Origin of the sequence: Schinkia azotoformans (genome assembly GCF_035811335.1) — a bacterium.
Classification (GTDB): Bacteria; Bacillota; Bacilli; order Bacillales; family Bacillaceae_J; genus Schinkia; species Schinkia azotoformans.
Genome location: NZ_JARSMD010000010.1, coordinates 108,496 through 130,022, shown reverse-complemented (window position 1 = coordinate 130,022; position 21,527 = coordinate 108,496). Strand labels below are relative to the sequence as shown.

Annotated in this window: 12 protein-coding genes and 1 pseudogene; 10 read left to right on the top strand and 3 right to left on the bottom strand. The window is 38.0% G+C overall.

The window, feature by feature from the left end; translation table 11 throughout:
* Positions 1 to 244 precede the first annotated feature (244 nt).
* The 3 genes from P9E47_RS05815 to P9E47_RS05805 all read left to right on the top strand — a co-directional run bounded on the left by P9E47_RS05815 (position 245) and on the right by P9E47_RS05805 (position 7,285).
* Positions 245 to 1,693 (top strand): tryptophanase, encoded by a 1,449-nt coding sequence (locus tag P9E47_RS05815; RefSeq protein ID WP_326162827.1) that lies wholly within the window; start codon positions 245 to 247, stop codon positions 1,691 to 1,693.
* A 1,207-nt stretch (positions 1,694 to 2,900) separates the two neighbouring features.
* The gene (locus P9E47_RS05810; protein ID WP_326162826.1) at positions 2,901 to 5,585 is read left to right on the top strand and encodes a YhgE/Pip domain-containing protein; all 2,685 of its coding nucleotides are present in this window, start codon (positions 2,901 to 2,903) and stop codon (positions 5,583 to 5,585) included.
* Between the two features lie 95 nt (positions 5,586 to 5,680).
* Complete coding sequence (locus tag P9E47_RS05805) at positions 5,681 to 7,285, top strand: DUF5050 domain-containing protein (protein WP_326162824.1); 1,605 nt, start codon at positions 5,681 to 5,683, stop codon at positions 7,283 to 7,285.
* Positions 7,286 to 7,349: 64 nt separating this feature from the next.
* Here the strand turns inward: P9E47_RS05805 and gdhA are convergent, their stop codons facing one another.
* On the bottom strand, positions 7,350 to 8,735 hold the full coding sequence (gdhA, locus tag P9E47_RS05800; RefSeq protein ID WP_326153161.1) for an NADP-specific glutamate dehydrogenase: 1,386 nt from the start codon (positions 8,733 to 8,735) through the stop codon (positions 7,350 to 7,352).
* 172 nt (positions 8,736 to 8,907) lie between these two features.
* Between gdhA and P9E47_RS05795 the strand changes: the two genes are divergently transcribed.
* Positions 8,908 to 9,810 carry a LysR family transcriptional regulator gene (locus tag P9E47_RS05795; protein WP_003331397.1) on the top strand — a complete coding sequence of 301 codons (903 nt, stop codon included), beginning with the start codon at positions 8,908 to 8,910 and terminating at the stop codon, positions 9,808 to 9,810.
* Positions 9,811 to 10,335: 525 nt separating this feature from the next.
* Here the strand turns inward: P9E47_RS05795 and P9E47_RS05790 are convergent.
* Positions 10,336 to 11,691, bottom strand: coding sequence for a radical SAM/SPASM domain-containing protein (locus P9E47_RS05790; protein WP_326162823.1), 1,356 nt, complete (start codon positions 11,689 to 11,691; stop codon positions 10,336 to 10,338).
* A gap of 132 nt (positions 11,692 to 11,823) precedes the next feature.
* Here P9E47_RS05790 and P9E47_RS05785 point away from each other — a divergent pair, with 132 nt between their 5' ends.
* The 6 genes and pseudogenes from P9E47_RS05785 (at position 11,824) to P9E47_RS05760 (ending at position 19,601) form a co-directional block, all read left to right on the top strand.
* Positions 11,824 to 12,054, top strand: coding sequence for an excisionase family DNA-binding protein (locus P9E47_RS05785; RefSeq protein WP_003331394.1), 231 nt, complete (start codon positions 11,824 to 11,826; stop codon positions 12,052 to 12,054).
* Positions 12,055 to 12,185: 131 nt separating this feature from the next.
* Complete coding sequence (locus P9E47_RS05780; protein ID WP_326162821.1) at positions 12,186 to 13,385, top strand: MFS transporter; 1,200 nt, start codon at positions 12,186 to 12,188, stop codon at positions 13,383 to 13,385.
* 126 nt (positions 13,386 to 13,511) lie between these two features.
* Positions 13,512 to 15,077 carry a peptide chain release factor 3 gene (locus P9E47_RS05775; RefSeq protein WP_326162819.1) on the top strand — a complete coding sequence of 522 codons (1,566 nt, stop codon included), beginning with the start codon at positions 13,512 to 13,514 and terminating at the stop codon, positions 15,075 to 15,077.
* Between the two features lie 138 nt (positions 15,078 to 15,215).
* Positions 15,216 to 15,910 (top strand): annotated as a pseudogene (locus P9E47_RS05770) (pseudouridine synthase).
* Positions 15,911 to 15,988: 78 nt separating this feature from the next.
* A complete protein-coding gene (locus P9E47_RS05765; protein ID WP_326162818.1) occupies positions 15,989 to 17,734 on the top strand; it encodes a WG repeat-containing protein in 1,746 nt (581 codons plus the stop codon).
* Positions 17,735 to 17,909: 175 nt separating this feature from the next.
* The gene (locus tag P9E47_RS05760; protein ID WP_003331389.1) at positions 17,910 to 19,601 is read left to right on the top strand and encodes a formate--tetrahydrofolate ligase; all 1,692 of its coding nucleotides are present in this window, start codon (positions 17,910 to 17,912) and stop codon (positions 19,599 to 19,601) included.
* A 53-nt stretch (positions 19,602 to 19,654) separates the two neighbouring features.
* Here P9E47_RS05760 and P9E47_RS05755 read toward each other — a convergent pair whose 3' ends face one another.
* The gene (locus P9E47_RS05755; RefSeq protein ID WP_003331387.1) at positions 19,655 to 21,211 is read right to left on the bottom strand and encodes an ABC-F family ATP-binding cassette domain-containing protein; all 1,557 of its coding nucleotides are present in this window, start codon (positions 21,209 to 21,211) and stop codon (positions 19,655 to 19,657) included.
* Positions 21,212 to 21,527 lie beyond the last annotated feature (316 nt).

Sequence of the window (21,527 nt, the reverse complement as noted above, 5' to 3'; positions counted from 1 at the left end):
AATTACTTTTGAACATCAAAAAAATATTATTCTATTTTTCGTGTTTTAATTTTTAGCATTTTACCGCGAAAAAGCATTATGGCGTTAAATTAATAAAACCTAGCAAAATTTCACCCACTTTTACAAATATTGTTGTCTTTTGTCGAAATAGTCTGTATAATCCCTTTAATCAAAAATGAAGATCCAATCTGTGTTGGATTCTCGGAAATTATATTTAAAAAGCATTTGAAGGAGTGGTTGTAAAATGTCTACTGTTAAGTTTTTTTATGGTGAAAATATCCCGTTAGAGATGCACAAAGCCCGTATTGTCCAAAAAATTAATCTTCAACCAATTGAGCGCCGTTTGGAAGCGATAAAAGAAGCAGGATACAATACATTTTTACTAAAAAATACAGATATTTTTATGGACATGCTGACTGACAGCGGTGTAAATGCGATGAGTGATAAGCAGCAGGCGGCGATGTTGGAAGCAGACGACAGTTATGCAGGATCTGTTACTTTTACTAAATTGGAGAAAAAAATTAAAGAGATTTTTGGGAAAGAATATTTTTTGCCCGCTCACCAAGGTCGTGCTTGTGAAAATATAATATCGCAAGTCTATGTGAAACCAGGCACAATCGTTCCAATGAACTATCATTTTACAACTTCTAAGGCACATGTTGTTTTAAATGGTGGTACCGTAGAGGAAATTTTTACAGATGAAGCTTTGAAGATTGATAGTGATGTTCCGTTCAAGGGGAATATGGACACTGGTAAATTAAGAGATTTAATTGAAACAAATGGTGCAGATAAAATTGCTTTTGTGCGTCTTGAAGCAGGTACCAACTTAATCGGGGGCCAACCGCACTCCCTTGAAAATATGCAGGAAATCCGTAAAGTGTGTGATGAATATGGAGTCATGCTAGTATTTGATGCGAGTTTACTAGCGGATAATTTATATTTTATAAAAACACGCGAAGAACAATGTAAGGATATAAGCATCCGTGATATAACGCGTAAGCTTGCTGATTTAGCTGATATTATCTATTTTTCGGCTCGGAAATTAGGTTGTGCTCGTGGTGGCGGTATTTGTACAAACAGTAAGGAAGCCTATTTGAAAATGCGCGAGTTAATCACTTTATATGAAGGCTTCCTAACTTACGGCGGGATGTCAGTTCGCGAAATGGAAGCGATGGTCGTTGGATTAGATGAAACAATGGACGAACATATGATTAATCAAGGGCCGCAATTTATTGAATATATGGTAAATGAGCTTGTGGAAAGAGGAGTTCCAGTTGTTACACCGGCAGGCGGATTAGGCTGTCATATTAATGCGATGGAATTTGTTGGTCATATCCCACAGGAAGAATACCCTGCAGGTGCGCTTGCAGCAGCATTTTACCTAGTCAGCGGTGTCCGCGGCATGGAGCGAGGAACATTATCGGAACAACGCGACGAAAACGGCAATGAAATTTTATCACATATGGAGCTATTGCGCTTAGCCATGCCCCGTCGTGTATACTCACTTTCACACGTAAAATATGCAGTAGACCGTATTACTTGGCTTTATGAAAATCGCCACTTAATTGATGGCTTGAAATTCGTTGATGAACCAAAAGTATTGCGTTTCTTCTTTGGAAAACTTGAATCAACAACGGATTGGGAAACAAAGCTTGTTGAAAAATTTAGAGCGGATTTCGGTGATAGCTTGTAATTAACGTAAATAAGGTAGTAAAAGTCAGGGACCGCAAACTAAGTAGTTCAGTTTTGGAGTACAAATTTTTAATTTACACTCCAAAACGGACTGCTTTTTTTATTATCAAATCGTTATATTGTTCAAGCAACAAATCATAAGCATTTTGAAAGGTATTTTCGTTTTCCTGCAGAATCCTCAATATGATGTAGTATTATTTGTATATGCTCTTTTCAGCGAAGAAAGCAGAATACTGGAACAAGACAGAAGAAAATATACTTTTGCTTAATTCGCAATAGAGTTAAATTCCGCTGTAAACATAAAATGAAGACCAAAACACGCGAGGTTTTCGATATTGCGGACAGGAAGTGTGGATTCGGCCCTTGGTGTGGCCGCATTTTTCGGTTTTGCGGACAGGGAGTGAGAGTTCTGCCTTTGGCGTGGCCGCATTTTTTGTTTTTGCGGACAGGGAGTGAGAGTTCTGCCTTTGGCGTGGCCGCATTTTTCGGTTTTGCGGACAGGGAGTGAGAGTTCTGCCTTTGGCATGGCCGCATTTTTTGTTTTTGCAGACAGGGAGTGCGGGTTCCGCCTTTGGCATGGCCGCATTTTTCTTTTTTTGCGGACAAGGAGTGTGGATTCGGTCCTTGGTGTGGCCGCACTTTTCAGTTTTGCGGACAGGGAGTGTGGGTTCCAACCTTGCTGTGTCCGCATTTTTTGGTTTTGCGGACAAGGAGCCCGGGTTCCGCTCTTGCCATGGCCGCATTTTTTATGAGAGTAGAAGAAATGGTCTTCACACGTGTTCTATGATTCCCGTTTTCTTGGTCTTCCTCAGGTTTCGGGAATCATACACCTTCTATGATTCTCGTTTTGCTGGTTTTCCCGAGATTTTGGGAATCATACGCCCTCTTTGATTCCGATTTACCTGGACTTCCTTAGATTCCGGGAATCATACACCCTCCATTGATTCCCATTTGCCCAATCTTAGACATCCCCATGGAAATCTAACGCACATTCGCCCCCAATTGTGAAAAGGTTGCACTTAAGGAAACAGAAGCCTTAGTAAGCAACAGGAAGCAATTCCCGACAAATGGGGACAGGCACCACTGAAGGCACCGCTGAATGCACAACTGAAGTACCAAAAAATAATTAAATCCCACAAAGCACATACTAACATTTAGCAAACCTACATAAATGACGAACTAAAATCTATTTGTGATGTGGTGATTCCATGAAGAATATTTTACATATTTATAAAACAGATTGGCTGAATATATTTAAGGTTCCAATTGCAACTATGTTGATTATCGGATTAATGGTATTGCCTTCCTTGTATGCATGGGTCAATCTGATTGGAGCCTGGGACCCTTATGGAAATACATCACGTGTTCCGATTGCGGTAACAAATGAGGATGAGGGAACCGTTTTAAACATTAGGGATATTCATAAAGAAATAAAAATTGGGGACGAAATCGTTAATAATTTAAAGGAAAATACGAAATTGGATTGGACATTTGTTTCGAAAGAAAAGGCTGAAAAAGGTGTAATTCACGGTGATTACTATGCAAGTCTTTTGATTCCAAAGGATTTCTCTGAAAAAGTCGCCACGATTATTAGTGATCACCCAATTAAGCCAGAGATTCAGTATACCGTTAATGAAAAAGTAAATGCCATTGCACCTAAAATAACTGCAAGCGGTGCCTCTGGAGTTGTAGCGCAAGTAAATGAAAATATTATTAAAACAGCTTCTGAAGCAATTTTTACAGTTTTTAATAAGGTCGGGATTGAACTTGAAAAAGAACTTCCTACTGTTAGAAAAATTGAACATCGTATTTTAGAGCTTGCCCAGCATATACCTGAAATCGATCAGGCAGCAAACAAGGCACTTGAAATCGAAAAAAAGATGCCCGAAATTAATGAAAAGGCTAATAAAATTGTCGAGGTTGAACAATATCTGCCAGAGGTTGAAGCGGCCGGCGACAAAATCCTTTTATTAGAAGAGAATATTCCAAAATTGAAAACTATCGGCGATGAAATAGTCGCCATTCAAAAAAGACTACCTGAAATCGAAAAGGCTGCTAATCGAGTAGTTGAAATCGATCAAAATTTTTATAAGGTAGAAAAGGAACTAAACACGGCTTTAGCTGATGCAAAAAAAGCGGAAGAGATCATTAATGAAGCGATCACGGCATTACCAAAGATTGAACAAATTACGGATACAAGCTTAAAGTATATTAATGCCTTAAATAATTTTTTAACAGAAAATGAGGGTGCTTTTGATCAAATCGCTCCAGTTATAAAACAAAATTTGTATCTTTTACAGCAAACAGCGGATGCAGTAACACAATTTACAGAGGTGTTAAAACAGGTTAATTTCGATCCAGAGTTAGCTGCAAAAATGCTCACCATCCTCCAAGGTCAATTGACAGTGGGAGTAAATGTAATAGATCATACCGAAAGTTTGCTAACATCATTAAATAATTATGTACCGAATAAAACTCTTACCAATAATATTGATGCTTTAAATAAGCTAAAAACAAATTTTATTAATCAAAAAAAGACATTAGCGGGGCTGCAAACTGTAATTGAAAACGGAGAACGACCCATTTCAACCGCGATTGAAAATGTAAATGAACAGGCCAAGCAAGCAAGCAATATCCTTGGGGGCATTATAGCGCGCTATGATACAGAAATTGTACCAAAAGTGAATCAAGCCCTTGATGACATTAGATTAACAGCCCAAAATTCGGCAGATGTTCTTGAAGGAGCCAGAAACAGATTACCTGATATCGAGAAAATATTGACTGATTCAGCAAAAGTAGCATCTTTTGCCGTCGACCAATTGACAGAGCTCCAACAGAATTTACCGGCAATTGGTGCACGGCTTCACGAAGCAGCCACAACAATTCAGTCAAAAATGGGAGATTTGACGAAAGCGGTCAATGAAGCCGTTAAATTTGTACAAAATGATTTTCCAAAATTAGAACCGAAAATACATCAAGCAGCTGACTTCGTTAGAAATGACCTTCAAGGCGTGGAGGATGATATTCACAGGGTTTCAACTTTTGTCCAAACACGTCTCCCGGAGATAGAGGATCGTATTCACAAGGTAGCTAATTTAATCCGAGAAGATTTACCTGGGCTTGAGGATGCATTAGCAAAAGCAGCGAGGGAAATTCGCCATTTTCAACAAACAGGCGATATTGGTGAAATTATTAAGCTTTTGAAAAATGACATCCAAGAGGAAAGTGACTTCTTGGCTCATCCGGTGCTTATGAAGGAAAATAAAATGTTTCCGATCCCAAACTATGGGTCGGCGATGTCGCCATTTTATACGACACTTGCTTTGTGGGTAGGTGCTTTAATACTAGCTTCCTTACTTCGCTTTGATGTGAAAAATCAGGAGCAATTTAAAAGCTATGAAGTTTATTTCGGAAGACTTTTTACGTTCATGACGATAGGAATTTTTCAGGCGCTGATTGTCACATTGGGCGATATGTATTTGCTTGGGACTTATGTTGCCGACAAGCTACTGTTTGTATTGTTCGGTATTTTAATAAGCCTAGTATTTATGGCGATTATTTACACATTTGTTTCAGTGTTTGGAAATATTGGGAAGGCATTGGCTATTGTTTTTCTTGTTCTTCAGTTATCGGGTTCAGGAGGAACTTTTCCGATTCAAGTGGCACCACCTTTTTTTCGTCTTATAAATCCGTTTTTACCATTTACGTATGCGATTAGCTTGATGCGCGAAGCGGTAGGTGGAAGCATTTGGGACATCGTCTTGCATGATCTTACTTTCTTAGTGCTGTTCCTGTGCTTAGCATTTATAATTGGCGTCCTTTTGAAGAAACCGCTAAGCCGATTTGTCGAACGGACCGCACAAAAGGCGAAGGAAAGTAAAATCATTCATTAAATAGGATTACAATTATTTTACATTTTTTCAATTTCTCTCTTTTCCGTCATAGTTTAAAGTAAAATTAAACTAATGGGCGAAAGGAGAGGATTTTTTTGATAAAAGCGTTTTTAAAATTAACTATTGCCATGGGGCTTTGTCTTAACATATTATCCGCACCAGTTGGTCATACTTTTGCGGCGGATAAAACGGTACGGGTTACGTTGCCAAACTTCACAGTGCAGTTAAATGGAAACAAGGTTGACAATCAATATCGGCAATATCCACTGATCGTGTACAAAGACATGACATATGTACCAATGACATGGTTCGATTCAAGATTGTTAGGATTAAAAACGGGATGGTCCGAAAAGGATGGATTAACAATCTCGGAAGATAAGGTAACTACATCATACGAACCATACAAAACGAAGCAAAAAAATTCAAAAAGCCAAAATGCAACAATACCAACATTCAAAATCACAGTGAATGGTAAACGAATTAATAATTCAAAAGAGGAATTCCCACTCTTGAATGTTAGAAATGTAACGTATTTCCCACTCACATGGAAATTTGCCCATGATGAATTTGGTTGGGAATATGTTTGGGATAAATCGAAGGGGCTAATTATTAATTCGAACAACCCTAAAGTACAAACCGTAAATCTACCTTCCTATGCGGGGGAGAATGATGTCGCGCTGTTTGATGGTTATTATTACTTTGTGGAAACAACGAAAGACAAAAATAACATATACAGAGTACCCGAAACTAATCCAACGAAGAAACAACTAGTCTATTCATATAATGGAGAGAGCACCTATGGTTTTCCAAAATGGGTGAACTTTGAAGTCAGGGATAATGCGCTTTGGTTATCATACCATGTGGGCGGGGCGACAATGGGATATGATATCTATGCTAGAATAAACGCTGATGGAAAAGCGACCGTCGAGCAATCCGGTTATCGTGATTTTAAATATTCACCAAAAGGAACGCTCATTATTAATCAATCTGTGCCACCAGGGGGCAATAATCTAACGTTTATTCCAAACGGACAGGCAGAAGAAGCTGGTATACAGATCGGGGATCCAAATCTTATTTATGGTTGGTACATTAAAAAGGACAAAGAAAGCACCGGTTATGGGCCAGTACAATCCACGACGATACTCGGTGATGATGTTTATGTACTTGCATCATCAAGTGAAATAGAAAACAATGACCTTAATAAAATTTACAAAATAAATTTAAACACAAATGAAACAACGCAAATTACAAATTTTTCGGTAAGAAACTTTAAAATCAGTGGTAACAAGCTTTTTTATGTAAAAAATAGCGATCAAATCCTGTACTCCTCAAATTTAGATGGATCAAGTGAACAAAAATTATCGGATAACAACAAAGTCGGTTGGTTTGGCGAAATCGAAGGGAATGTGTTTTATACATCTGAGGTCGCTTCAGGACAATATAAGCTTTATAAAGTCGACACGACAAAAGAAGATACACTTATTATGAAGGAGCCGGTTGCGTTGATTCAAATCGCGAACGGTAAAATCATTTGCCAGCTTCCACTACAAGAAGACTATGGGGTTAAAGTATTTAATAAGTCCGGGCAGCTTGATTTAGCAATAGTCGATCATACTGAAAACCTATTTGTTCATAATGATCAAATTCTAATCATCTCCGCCAAGGACAAAACCATTAAGACAATTCACTTGGAAAAATAAAAAAATGAGTGGCTAATCAACGTAGCCACTCTAACTATATGTTAATGGAAGGATCATGTATCAATTAGATAATGCCATGGAACAGCATTGCATCGGCAACTTTTAAGAAGCCTGCAATATTTGCACCATAAACAAGATTTCCAGGGTGACCGTACTCAACAGATGCTTTCATGCTTTGTTGGTAGATGTTAATCATGATTTCATGTAATTTTGCATCCACTTCTTCAAATGACCAAGAAACACGTGCACTGTTTTGAGCCATTTCTAATGCTGATACAGCAACACCACCAGCATTGGCGGCTTTAGCTGGGCCGAATAGTACGTCACTGTTTAAAAATACATCAATTGCTTCTAACGTTGAAGGCATGTTTGCACCTTCACCAACTGCGATAACACCATTGGCTACAAGTGTTTTTGCACTTTCTTCATCAATTTCATTTTGAGTAGCACAAGGTAATGCAATATCACATGGAATGGACCAAATTCCTGAACAACCCTCGTAATATTCAGCATGTGGATGTTCTTTCACATATTCAGAAATTCTTTTTCTTTCAACTTCTTTTAAGCGTTTAACAGTTTCAAGGTTAATGCCATTTTTATCATAAACATATCCGTTGGAATCACTACATGCAACAACAGTTGCACCGAATTGATGTGCTTTTTCGATTGCATAAATTGCAACGTTTCCTGATCCAGACACAACAATTGTTTTACCTTCGAAGTCTAATCCTTTATCCTTAAGCATTTCGGTTACGAAATATACTGTACCGTAACCAGTAGCTTCTGTTCTTGCTAAGCTTCCACCGTAGCCAACACCTTTACCAGTTAAAACACCAGCTTGGAATTGGTTCTTGATGCGTTTGTACTGTCCAAATAAATAACCAATTTCTCTGCCGCCGACACCAATATCACCTGCAGGAACATCAGTATCATGATCAAGATGTCTGTATAACTCTGTCATAAAGCTTTGGCAAAATCTCATGATTTCATTATCTGATTTGCCTTTTGGATCAAAATCAGATCCACCTTTACCACCGCCGATCGGCTGGCCAGTTAATGCATTTTTGAAAATTTGTTCAAAGCCTAAAAACTTAATGATACTAGAGTTTACAGATGGGTGGAATCTTAGTCCGCCTTTATATGGACCAATGGCACTATTGTATTGAACACGGTAGCCGCGATTAACGTGTACTTTTCCGTTGTCGTCAACCCATGGTACTCTAAACATAATTTGACGTTCAGGCTCAACAAGTCTTTCTAAAATTCCCGCTTCCATATATTTAGGCTGCTTTTCAAAAACTGGAACAAGTGAATCAAGAATTTCTTTGATGGCTTGGTGGAATTCCGGTTCATTAGGATTACGCTTTTTAACCGTCGCAATTACCCCATTCACGTAATCCTTTGCGACCTGTGTCTGTGTATCACTTGGTGTTGGTTGTAAAATTGTCATATCTCTCAATCTCCTTTAATATAGTTTTTTATTTTAAAATTTTGTTTGTTATCAATTTTGAATATTTTAATTTGTTAATCTTATTGTATACTCGAAAACCAATCTGTTCCAATATATAATTTAGATAATATCAATGCCAAAATGATATGATTAAAGAAAGAGGGTGATTTTTATGGAATTGAGACAGCTGCAATACTTTATAGAAGTAGCGAAACGGGAACATGTTACGGAGGCTGCTAATGCTCTCCATGTTGCCCAGTCTGCTGTAAGTAGACAAATTTTTAACCTTGAGCAAGAGCTAGGGATCGACCTATTTGTTCGTGAGGGCCGAAATGTTCGATTGACGCCAATCGGCGAGGTGTTTTTAAAGCATGTGGAAGATGCGATGATGGTTTTGGAAAAGGCAAAAAGGGAAGTAGATGAATTTTTGGACCCGGAGCAGGGGACGGTCCGAATTGGTTTTCCAAGTAGTATGGCTAATTACACACTACCGACATGCATTTCTGCCTTCCGTGAGGAGCACCCGAAGGTAAAATTTAAGTTTCGCCAAGGGTCTTACCACTATTTAATTGACGCTGTAATAACTGGAAAAGTGGATATGGCATTAATTGGACCGCTGCCAAAGGATAATAATAAAGTAAAAGGCGAGATATTATTTTTAGAAAAAATTGTAGCATTACTGCCGGAGGACCATCTACTTGCAAGTCAAAAAGAAATTAAATTGAATCAGCTGCGCAATGATCCATTTGTATTATTTCCTGTGGGCTTTGGCTTACATGATCTTGTAGTAAACGCCTGCCGCCAAAATGGTTTTGATCCCGATGTCGCCTTTGAAGGGAAAGACATTGATGCAATTAAAGGCTTAGTATCAGCGGGACTTGGTGTTACGCTAATACCGGAGATTAGTTTGATAGATAGCAAGCCCCGTGCTACAAAGAAAGTGTTCATCGTGAACCCCGAGGTTACGAGAACGGTTGGAATTATTACTCCAAGTGATCGGGAACTCTTGCCGACTGAAAAAGTTTTTTATGAATTTCTAAAGGACTTTTTCAAAGTTTTAGACGGATACTATTAACTTTATTCAGCGGAAATCCCTCATATTCATAAGTGGTGGGATGAATATGCAACTGGTATGCAATTCAAAGGCGGTTTACCCCCCAACTGAATAAAGTTAAAGCCTCCGGCGGATGCCACAGATTTTCAAAGGTAGTTTTTCGAGCAAGCTCGAAAAAATCTGGGCACAAATACGCCAAGGCGCATTTGATTTTAATTACCAAACCTAGCTTCATATGATTATGAAAAACGTAAAAAGGCTCTCGATCCATTTTGGATTGAGAGCCTTAATATTAGTTTGTGCATCATTGTCTAGCTCCAGCACCCAGCGACTAGCAAACTTCACACTCCTTCACTACGATAAGTCAACATCAGCTCGTACCTCGCTGTGTTTCCTTTATCTCATTGCGGAGTGCTCCAGTTTGTTCGTCGCTGAACGGGTGCTTGCGCTTTTCTTACTTTAAGCTTCCAGGAACTGATTTTGAAATTCGACCTGAATTTGTAGCTTGTTGTGGTGAAATTGCTGGTTTCAATATACGCATTTTTATCAACTCCTTTCAATAGGTTCCAAGTCTTCAAGTTTCGTGTTTTGCTTCCAAATTAAACGAAGCACCTGCTTGATTTTCTTTTTCTCGAATGTACAAGGACGTTTGCCTGTTCTTATTCTATATAATGGACAATGATTTCCTTGGCAGGCAGGACGGAAGAAGCAGGCCTGACAGCCGGTATCTTTGTCCTCACCGCCAGTCACCCAAAAGGCAACCTTATCATAATCTATATCCATAGTACCATCAGGTAATAATTGTCCTACATGGTTAAATTCTTCATTAAAAGAACACGTACATTTATAAAGTTGACCATCCGCACCAATGACAAAAGAATGTGGTTTGGCTGCATAACAAACCGAACCTGAAGGCATAATGGCCGATTCAATAATCGAGCTCATCCCAAGTCCCTTGTCTAAACCGTATTCAGTGAATTCCCAAATTTTCGTTTCGGCCACACGGTGGTCGCAGATTGGTAAATCATCGTCATTTTCTCCACCCCAACGGCCGACCGGACGACAAAATGTTTGGAAACGGGAATCATGCCCAAACTGATCACCAAGAAAATCAAGAAATGGCTGGATATTACCAAGATTATCCTCATCGAAATTAATACGTATATAAATCTCGAATTCTTCATCAATCTCTTTCATAGCTTTTAAGTTTCCGAGAATTGTATCAAATGTTTCTCCACCGCCAGCCAAGAATCTGCGGGAATCATGGAATTCTTTCATACCATCAAGAGTGATCATAAAGCGGCGAACATTCCAACTTAATAAAGAACGGAACTTTTCCGGTGTTAGAAAATAACCATTTGTCGTCATTTCGGCTGTATAAGAAATATTATGTTCTCGAACCGTGTCTAGAATTGATTTACTTAATTCTCCGATGACATCAAATGCTAGCATTGGCTCTCCGCCAAACCAACTAATACTTAAATTCTGCAATGAATGGCCTTTTTGGGCGATAAATTGTTTGACCCCTTCCCGTATTTCTGGTTTCATATTGCCTTGGGGAAAGGTTTGGTAGCAATAGGTACAACGAAAATTACAAGCCTCTGTTGGCATTACAATAAGGTGCATTGTATCTGTCCGATGAAGAGATTGGTGTAAAAAACGTGCCCTGGCATCTTCATCTACATTATCACCAACGAGAAATCCAGATTCAACCAATGGTTGTAATGTCTCAGTTAGATCCCCCGAAACACCCTCCCGTTTTAACGCCGACAATACGATCGGTTTTTCATCTACGGTAAAAGAAGCGATTGCCCCTGAATAGCTATTGTATAAAATAAGTTCTCCATTATCTGCCTGTGACATCGCATTATAGCGGGAAGGAAGCCATCGTTTTGTTTCCATTCTCTGCACCCTCTCCTTTTAATCCGCTTATTTCATTTAGCAGGTTAATTATATATAATTAGGCTAGAATTAGCAATTGGAGACAAACTATAATAATATTATTTGATTATCATATTTAAGGAGAATAAAGTGATGTATTTATCCATAAAAGAAACAGCAGACCTGCTATCGATGACAGAATCACATATAGAAAGTTTAATATTGCAAAAGAGAATTCGAGCTATTCACGATGGGCAGCAATACCTAATTAATAAGGAGCAGTTTAATACACATTTTGAACAATTAGAAAAGGTTAAGAAACTAATAGAGGAAATCAATAATGAACCAATACCTGAAGATATTGATATTAAAGATGAGGATTAGGTTGAAACATACTGCTGTAGAAAAGGTCTTAAACCATTAGGTTTAGGGCCTTTTATTTTATGAAATGGTTTCAATATGCTAATATGTAAGGATGCTAAATATATAGTTATAGTGTAATTTGGAGGAAACTTATGAACCCAAAAAGTAAAGAACAACTATGGTCGAGATCCTTTGTTTTATTAATGTTCGGGAATTTTTTCTTATTTATGTCTTTTCAAATGCTTATCCCCACTTTACCCCCATACATTAAATCAATAGGTGCTTCGGGTTTAGAGATTGGTTTAGTTACAACCTTATTTTCGGTTGGGGCCGTTTTTTGTCGGCCATTTGTAGGTTATATGCTTCAGTATAAAACAAGGAAACCACTGGTGCTGACTGCTGCTGTGGCGCTGCTTTTTTTCACCCTACTTTATCCGTTGACACAAATTGTTGTACTGTTTTTGGCTATTCGATTGTTTCATGGTATCGCATGGGGGTGGTCGACTACAGTAAACGGTACCGCTGCAGTTGATGTTGTTCCGAATTCCCGGATCGGAGAAGGAATGGGGTATTTCGGACTTTCAACAACAATTGGAATGATCATTGCCCCGAGTCTAGGAATTTATCTATATCAGGTTACAGAATTTAAATATTTAATATACATATCAGGTTTATTAGGTGTAATCGCAGTTGTTCTGTTTGCAGCGGTTATCTATCACACTCCGGATGCTGTAAAAAATGCGAATAAAAAAGAACTGAAATTTTCTTTTTTAGATTCATTAATAGAAAAGACAAGTTTTGGTCCGGCGTTGATTATGTTAATGGTTACTTTTGGTTATGGTACAATTGCAACCTTTATCGTTATTTTTAGTGAGGAACGTGGAATCGATAAAGTTTTCCTCTTTTATTTATGTAATGCTATTATGGCGACAATTTGCAGGCCGGTAACAGGAAAATGGTTTGATAAAAATGGTCCAATAGGACTTACGTTATTTTGTATATTTTTTACCTTCGCAGCAATTTGGGTCCTTTCATTGGCGCATTCAAATTTCTTAATTGCAATCTCCGGCATTCTATTTGGAATTGGCTTTGGGTCTTTGATTCCAACTCTGCAGTCCTGGGCGCTTTCGTTGACACCACCTAGCAGGCGCGGCGTTGCGAACGGTATGATTTTTTCTTCGTTGGATTTAGGAATAGGACTTGGTGGGTTAGTGTTCGGATTTTTAGCTGAGTTTTTTGAACTTGGGATTCTTTTTCAAATTTCCAGCTTATTTTTAATAGTAGCTTTTGTAATAGCCTTAATTGAAAAGAAGAAGGCAAGAGAAAAACGCCGGCAGCTGCCAGTGGCGTAATACAGCTTAATTGCAAATTTACCTGATTTACCTAGTTTCCAAACGATTGCTCCAGTATTTGCTCTTTTCCTCCTTATTTTGAGTGTGATATAGTAAGAAAGTGAAAAATAAGAGGGGATATGAACGATGAGTGTAAAAGAACAAGTTAATAATAGACGAACATTTGCAATAATCTCCCATCCGGACGCAGGGAAAACAACCATGACTGAAAAATTGCTCCTTTTCGGTAACATTATTCGTGAAGCGGGTACTGTTAAAGGGAAAAAGTCAGGCAAGTTCGCCACATCTGACTGGATGGAAATTGAGAAAAAAAGAGGAATCTCTGTTACATCAAGTGTAATGAGCTTTCCATATAAGGATTACTACGTAAATATTCTAGATACCCCTGGCCATGAAGACTTCAGTGAAGATACGTATCGTACATTGACTGCAGTTGATAGTGTTGTGATGATTATCGATTCAACTAAAGGGGTTGAGCCGCAAACGATTAAGCTTTTTAAAGTTTGTCGGATGAGAGGGATTCCAATTTTTACATTTATTAATAAGCTTGATCGCGAAGGAAAAGACCCGCTTGAGCTGTTAGCAGAAATTGAAGATGTTCTTGGCATTGAATCTTATCCAATGAACTGGCCGGTTGGAATGGGGAAACGATTTGAAGGGATTATTGACCGTTTTAACAATCAATTTGTTCGTTTTCTAGGTGATGAAAAAGAAGAATTTACGCCACTTGAACAATTGGATAAAGCCGGAAATCCGACAATCAAATCTGTTTTTGATGAGCTTGAGCTTCTTGATGAAGCAGGAAATGAATTTAGTGAAGAGCGTGTTATGAAAGGTGAGTTAACACCTGTCTTTTTTGGAAGTGCACTCGCAAACTTCGGTATACGGACATTTTTTGATACGTTTATTCGTTTTGCGTCACCACCAAAACCTAGGAAAACAGATGATGGTCTTGTCAGCCCTGATTCCGAAACATTTACAGGCTATATTTTTAAAATTCAAGCCAATATGAATCCGGCCCATCGTGACCGCATTGCTTTCTTAAGGATTTGTTCTGGAAAATTCACTCGCGGCATGAATGTGCGTTTAACAAGGACAAATAAAACGATGAATCTTAATCAAACCCAGCAGTTTTTGGCGTCTAGCCGTGAAACGGTAGACGAAGCCTATGCTGGAGATATTATCGGACTATATGACCCGAATATGTATCAAATTGGAGATACAATCACAGCTGGGAAAGAGGACATCCACTATCGTGAGCTGCCGCAGTTCCCACCGGAAATGTTCCGAAAAGTACGTGTGAAAAACGTAATGAAATCCAAGCAATTTAAAAAAGGTATTGAACAGCTTGTGCAAGAAGGAGCAATCCAGCTCTTTAAACAAGAATCAAATGATGATACCATTCTAGGTGCAGTTGGACAGCTGCAGTTTGAAGTATTTGAATATCGAATGAAGGCTGAATATAATGTTGATATCGAGTTTACACATCTAGGTGACCGGATTCCAAGATGGCTTGCTGAACCACCAAAGGACCTCCGATTATTTGATTCAAGAAGCTTACTTGTAAAAGACCGTTACGACAGATATGCCGTTCTTTTTGAAAATGATTTTACACTTCGTTATTTTAAGGATAAAAATAAAGATGTGGAACTTATTGATTTGTTTGAGGCAAATGATTATAAAAGTGTATAAATAATTTAAAATAAGGGGATTCAGTTGTAGAGACTGGGCCCCCTTTATTTTTTGGTAGTTGGATAATATATAATTGAAACTGGATAATATATTAGCAAAATCGGTCTGATCTAAACCAATTATAGAAAGGAACAGCCAATGAGGATTAATAAATATATAAGTAATTCAGGGTTTTGCTCTAGAAGAGAAGCGGAACGCTTAATTCGGGCAGGGAGAGTAACTGTTAACGGGGAATCACCAGAACAAAATTATATAGTAACTTCAGATGATGTGGTCTTTATCGACGGAAAGCCATTACCTTTTAAGAAGAGTGACCTCTCCTCTATATTGCTCTTAATAAACCAGTTGGGGTCATTTGCACAAACGCTAAATCAGTTAAAAATAATATTGCAGATTATATGAACTACCCCGAAAGAATTTTTGCAATAGGAAGGTTGGATAAGGATTCCGAGGGGTTGATACTGCTTACGAATGATGGTGAAATTGCCCATAAAATACTCTATTCAGAGCACGAACATGAGAAAGAGTATATTGTTACAGTTGATAAGCCGATCACAAATGCATTTATCAACGAAATGAAACAAGGCGTTGAAATATTAAATACGATTACAAAGCCATGTAAAGTCCAGCCAATTAACGAAACGACCTTCAGAATTATTCTGACTCAGGGATTAAACCGACAAATTCGGAGAATGTGTAAACAGTTAACTTATAAAGTTGTTCGTCTCCAACGAGTACGAATCATGAATATTAACATAGATGAACTTGACTATGGAAAGTGGCGGAACCTGACAGATAGCGAGGTTTTCGAACTTAAATCACAGCTAAATTAATCCTACAAAAAGAACGGCACAACTCCAATCATTTCCCATACTATAATGGTAAAAATGACCAGGGAGAATGCTGTTAATATGAACATTTGGATTAGTGAAGGACTATTTAACCAGATCATGACAAGCCTTTATCCAGTGTCGTCGAAAACGATACCTGGTGTGAAATGGGGCTATATGAATCCAAGAGGGAAGATTCAAATTAAACTAATATTTGATGATGCCATGGAATTTCAAGCGAACGGCTTAGCGGTTGTCGGATTAGATGGGAAGTATGGCTTAATTAATCATGGAGGCAACTTTGTTGTCCAACCTATTTATGATTCGATTTCGGAGTTTTCTGAAGGGCGTGCCCAAGTTATTGGTAAAGAAGGGTTTAAGGTAATAGGTGCAAGTGGAAAAGTACTTACTTCCAAGGCTTATAGCTTTATTGGCTCATTTGAAAATGGGAGAGCATTGTTTGGTGAGTTTTTGGAAGATAGTCAGTATCTTTATGGGTATTTAGACCGCCAAGGGAAAGAGGTTGTTCCAGCAACATTTTTGACGGCAAATGAATTTCAGGATGATAAAGCTGTTGTCCAATTTCAGTCAAAGGAGTATGCATTAATAAATAAAAATGGCAAAGCTTTGCAAAAGTACCCCTATCCGTTTGTTGGAAATGTGGGGGAAGGGTTATTAGCTTTTAAAGAAACTGAGGATGGTAAATTTGGTTATATAGATGTTAAAGGTACAATTGTTATACCACCAAAATTCACTTCAGCGATGCCTTTTGAGCATGGAAGGGCAATAGTCAATATGGCTGAGGACTATGGGAACGAATATGGTCTTATTGATAAGGAAGGAAATTTTATCTATCCTCCGGTTTATAACGATATTCATCATTTAGGAAAAAATAGGGTAGCAATTGGAATGGCTATAAAGGAAGGGTCCCCGTTTTATGGATCCAACTATGCACTAGGAATGACCGATGGAACGGTTTTAACTGAATTCAAGTATTTAACAATCCTAAATTTTAAAGAAGGAGTTGCATCAGCCACAACGGGAAAAGAAACTTATTTTATTAACAAACTAGGAAAAATGGCAAAAGGATTGCCCATCGTAAATGGAGAAGGGACATTAACACTTGAAGGTAATTTAATAAAAGCAAATATCGATCAGCGAATTACGTATTATGATGGTTCCGGAAATATTGTGTGGAGACAAAATAAAATCATTCCTATTAGTCAACGATATAAAGTAATTGAGAAAAAATATAAGCCAAACAAGGATTATCTTGTCTATTATCCGCAAATAGAGGGCATGTTCGATTTAGGTGCCAAGCAAAAGGTAAATGAAGAGTTAAAGTCTCTTTCTCAAGTGAAACCGGTCCAGTCAGGTATTCAATTAGAGTCAAGTTATACTGGGGATTTTTCAATTAAATTTTACAAGGACCAATTACTTGTAATCGAAATAGAAGGCTATGATTATCCATTTGGTACAGCACACGGCATGCCTTATCGAGTGTATGCCCATATCAATTTAATAAATGGAGCCATATATATACTTGCAGATTTGTTTAAAAAAGATAGTGATTATGTAAAAGTTTTGAGTGATATTATTGCTAAACAAATTAAAGAGGATGATCAATATTCCTATGTTTTCCCTGATAGTTATAAAGGGATCAGCGTGGATCAACCATTTTTTGTAGATAATAAAACACTATATATTTATTTTGAGCCTTATGAAATTGGTCCATATGCTGCGGGATTTCCGACTTTTAAAATACCATTAGACGAGATCATGGATATTATTAATACGGAAGGTGAATTTTGGAAATCCTTTCATTAATTTACAGCACTAATAATAAAGAAGGCTGGAGTCGCATTGGATCCTGTCTTCTTATATGCTTGTAAAAAATTTGTCGTAAAAAGTTGAAATTTTATTAACATTTTCTAAAATTGGATGTGTTTATAAAAAATTTCCTTTAAAATAATAATAATAAATAAAAACTAGGAGACCGAAAATGAGCGTACAATCAAAAAAGGTAAAATCAGATATTGAGATTGCCCAAGAGGCGGTCATGAAGCCTATTAAAGAAATTGCTGAAGGGTTGAATTTACGCGAAGATGAATGGGAGCCATTTGGACATTATAAGGCCAAAATTTCTTTAGATGTCATGAAACGACTTCAGAATGCACCGGATGGAAAAGTAATTTTAGTAACGTCCATTAACCCAACTCCTGCCGGGGAAGGGAAATCTACGGTCACAGTCGGACTTGGACAAGCGTTAAATAAGATCGGCCATAAAACCATTGTTGCATTGCGGGAACCATCATTAGGACCAACGATGGGAATTAAAGGTGGTGCCAGTGGTGGAGGCTACTCACAAGTCATGCCAATGGAGGATATCAACCTTCATTTTACAGGTGATTTCCATGCAATTACTACAGCAAACAATGCACTTGCAGCATTTTTAGATAATCACATTCATCAAGGTAATGAATGCCAAATTGATACGAGAAGAATTACGTGGAAGCGGGTCGTGGACTTAAATGATCGTGCATTAAGACAAGTTGTTGTTGGACTGGGTGGACCATTACAAGGGGTACCAAGAGAAGATGGCTTTAATATTACGGTTGCCTCTGAAATCATGGCCATTCTTTGCTTAGCAAAGGATCTAACTGACTTAAAAGAAAAGCTGTCCAATATCGTTGTGGGCTACAGTTTTAATAAGCAGCCTGTTACGGTTAGAGATTTAGGCGTTCAAGGTGCCTTGACATTATTATTGAAGGAAGCGGTTAAGCCGAATTTAGTGCAGACATTAGAAAATACACCGGCGATCGTTCATGGCGGTCCATTTGCCAATATCGCCCATGGCTGCAATAGTATTATTGCAACTAAATTAGCTAGCAAGCTGGGCGACTATGTAATTACTGAAGCTGGCTTTGGTGCAGACCTTGGCGCTGAAAAGTTTTTAAATATTAAATCCCGCTTAGGTAATATCGATCCTAAAGCGGTTGTCATTGTTGCAACGATACGTGCTTTAAAAATGCATGGCGGTGTTGATAAAGCTAACCTCACAGTGGAGAACTTAGATGCATTAAAAACAGGCATGCAAAATTTACAAAAGCATATCGAAACAGTCCAAAGCTTTGGACTGCCATTTGTTGTGGCTATTAACCGATTCATCACCGATACAGACAAAGAAGTTGAGTATATCGAGAAATGGTGTGAAGAAAAAGATTACGATGTTGCTTTATCTGATGTATGGGAAAAAGGCGGAGAAGGTGGAATTGACCTAGCTGTAAAACTATTACGGGTTTTAGAAAAACAGGAAGGCAACTTTAAACCATTGTATGAGTTAAATGATTCAATTGAAGCTAAAATTGAAACAATTGCTAAAAAAGTATATGGTGCAGTAGCTGTTGATTTTATCCCTAAAGTAAGAAAACAAATTGAAGAATACAAGTCTTTGGGATGGGATAAACTTCCGGTCTGTATGGCGAAAACACAATATTCACTATCTGACGACCCGGCAAAGCTTGGAAGACCAGAAGGATTTACGATTACAGTAAGGGAGCTTCGTCCATCTATCGGAGCGGGATTCTTAGTTGCTCTAACAGGTGATGTGATGACAATGCCAGGTTTACCGAAAAAGCCGGCAGCATTAAATATGGATGTTGACGCTGATGGTAAGGCGATAGGATTGTTTTAATTTTATTTCGATAAAAAAGGGAGCTCCCTAAATTGGAAGTTCCCTTTAATAAATTAAAACACCTTCGTTGTCCAAGATTCACAATTCCATACGTCTGTGGCTACTTCGTTATAAAATTCAGGCTCATGGCTGATTAATAAAATGCTGCCTTTATAAGCCTTAAGTGCACGCTTTAATTCTTCTTTTGCGTCAACATCAAGGTGGTTTGTTGGCTCGTCCAATACAAGTAAATTCGTTTCGTTATTAATCAGCTTGCATAATCGAACTTTAGCTTTTTCTCCACCGCTCAATACTTCTACTTTACTTTCAATATGCTTCGTAGTCAGGCCACATTTCGCAAGGGCAGCACGAATTTCATATTGATTGAAATGAGGAAACTCATTCCAAATTTCTTCAATACATGTGTTATTATTGGAAGATTTTACTTCTTGTTCAAAATATCCGATATATAAATATTCGCCGCGTTCTACAGTTCCTGAAATTGGCTTAATTTCTCCAAGAATGCTTCGTAACAATGTTGTTTTACCAATACCGTTTGCACCAACGAGGGCAAGCTTTTGGCCACGTTCCATTTTCAAATTTAACGGTCTTGAAAGTGGTTCATCATAACCAATAATAAGATCCTTTGTTTCAAAAATAAGTTTGCCTGATGTACGAGCTTCTTTAAAATTAAATTCGGGCTTTGGTTTTTCTTTTGCTAATTCAATAACTTCCATCTTATCCAGCTTTTTCTGACGGGACATCGCCATGTTTCTTGTGGCAACACTTGCTTTGTTACGAGCAACAAAGTCTTTAAGCTTTGCAATTTCCTGTTGTTGCCTTTTATAAGCAGATTCTAATTGTTGCTTCTTCATTTCATAAACAGACATGAAATTATCGTAATCCCCGACATAGCGATTTAGCTCTTGGTTTTCCATATGATAAATCAAGTTAATGACGCTATTAAGGAATGGAATATCATGAGAGATTAGGATGAACGCATTTTCATATTCTTGAAGGTAACGTTTTAACCATTCGATATGCTGCTCATCCAAATAGTTTGTCGGCTCATCCAATAGCAAAATGTCCGGCTTTTCAAGCAATAATTTGGCGAGTAGGATTTTTGTTCTTTGGCCACCACTTAAATCGGTAACATCACGTTCAAGGCCGATATCCTGCAATCCAAGACCACGTGCAACTTCTTCAACCTTGGCATCAATAATATAAAAATCATTATTTGTTAAAAGGTCTTGAATTGTCCCAACGTCTTCAAGCAATTTTTCAAGCTCTTCAGGTGTAGCATCCGCCATCTTTTCATAAATTTGGTTCATTTCAGCTTCAAGGTCAAACAAATATTGGAATGCACTTTTCAGTACATCACGGATCGTTAATCCTTTTTCAAGCACTGTATGTTGGTCAAGATAGCCAACACGAACATTCTTCGACCATTCCACATCCCCAGCGTCTGGTTCAAGTTTTCGAGTAATAATATTCATAAAGGTGGATTTACCTTCACCATTTGCACCAATTAATCCGATATGCTCTCCTTTTAAAAGACGAAAAGAGACATCATTAAAAATGGCACGGTCTCCAAAGCCATGGCTTAAGTTTTTGACAGTTAAAATACTCATAATTTCCTCACTTCCGGTCAATTAATATTTTATTTATGTCTAGCTCCAGCGCCCAGCGACTAGAGGACTTCGCCCGCCTCCCTACGATAAGTCAACATCGACTTCGACTCATTTCTTTCGTCGTGTTTCCTTTATCTCAGTCGACGTGCTCCAGTCCTTACGTCGCTGAACGGGCGCTTCCGCTTTTCCTTTAAAACACATATTTTGATTATATATGACACAGCGAGCGGATGAAAGAAAACTTTTTTCCATATCGAGACAGATTGCTTCTATATAATACGCTATTTCCCGGGGAATCGACATTTAATAGCTGCTT

What these genes read in the sequence shown, in the direction of transcription:
- P9E47_RS05815 (WP_326162827.1), top strand. Translation starts at nt 245, where the DNA reads ATGTCTACTGTTAAGTTTTTTTATGGTGAAAATATCCCGTTAGAGATG.
- P9E47_RS05810 (WP_326162826.1), top strand. Translation starts at nt 2,901, where the DNA reads ATGAAGAATATTTTACATATTTATAAAACAGATTGGCTGAATATATTT.
- gdhA (WP_326153161.1), bottom strand. Translation starts at nt 8,735, where the DNA reads ATGACAATTTTACAACCAACACCAAGTGATACACAGACACAGGTCGCA.
- P9E47_RS05795 (WP_003331397.1), top strand. Translation starts at nt 8,908, where the DNA reads ATGGAATTGAGACAGCTGCAATACTTTATAGAAGTAGCGAAACGGGAA.
- P9E47_RS05790 (WP_326162823.1), bottom strand. Translation starts at nt 11,691, where the DNA reads ATGGAAACAAAACGATGGCTTCCTTCCCGCTATAATGCGATGTCACAG.
- P9E47_RS05785 (WP_003331394.1), top strand. Translation starts at nt 11,824, where the DNA reads ATGTATTTATCCATAAAAGAAACAGCAGACCTGCTATCGATGACAGAA.
- P9E47_RS05780 (WP_326162821.1), top strand. Translation starts at nt 12,186, where the DNA reads ATGAACCCAAAAAGTAAAGAACAACTATGGTCGAGATCCTTTGTTTTA.
- P9E47_RS05775 (WP_326162819.1), top strand. Translation starts at nt 13,512, where the DNA reads ATGAGTGTAAAAGAACAAGTTAATAATAGACGAACATTTGCAATAATC.
- P9E47_RS05765 (WP_326162818.1), top strand. Translation starts at nt 15,989, where the DNA reads ATGAACATTTGGATTAGTGAAGGACTATTTAACCAGATCATGACAAGC.
- P9E47_RS05760 (WP_003331389.1), top strand. Translation starts at nt 17,910, where the DNA reads ATGAGCGTACAATCAAAAAAGGTAAAATCAGATATTGAGATTGCCCAA.
- P9E47_RS05755 (WP_003331387.1), bottom strand. Translation starts at nt 21,211, where the DNA reads ATGAGTATTTTAACTGTCAAAAACTTAAGCCATGGCTTTGGAGACCGT.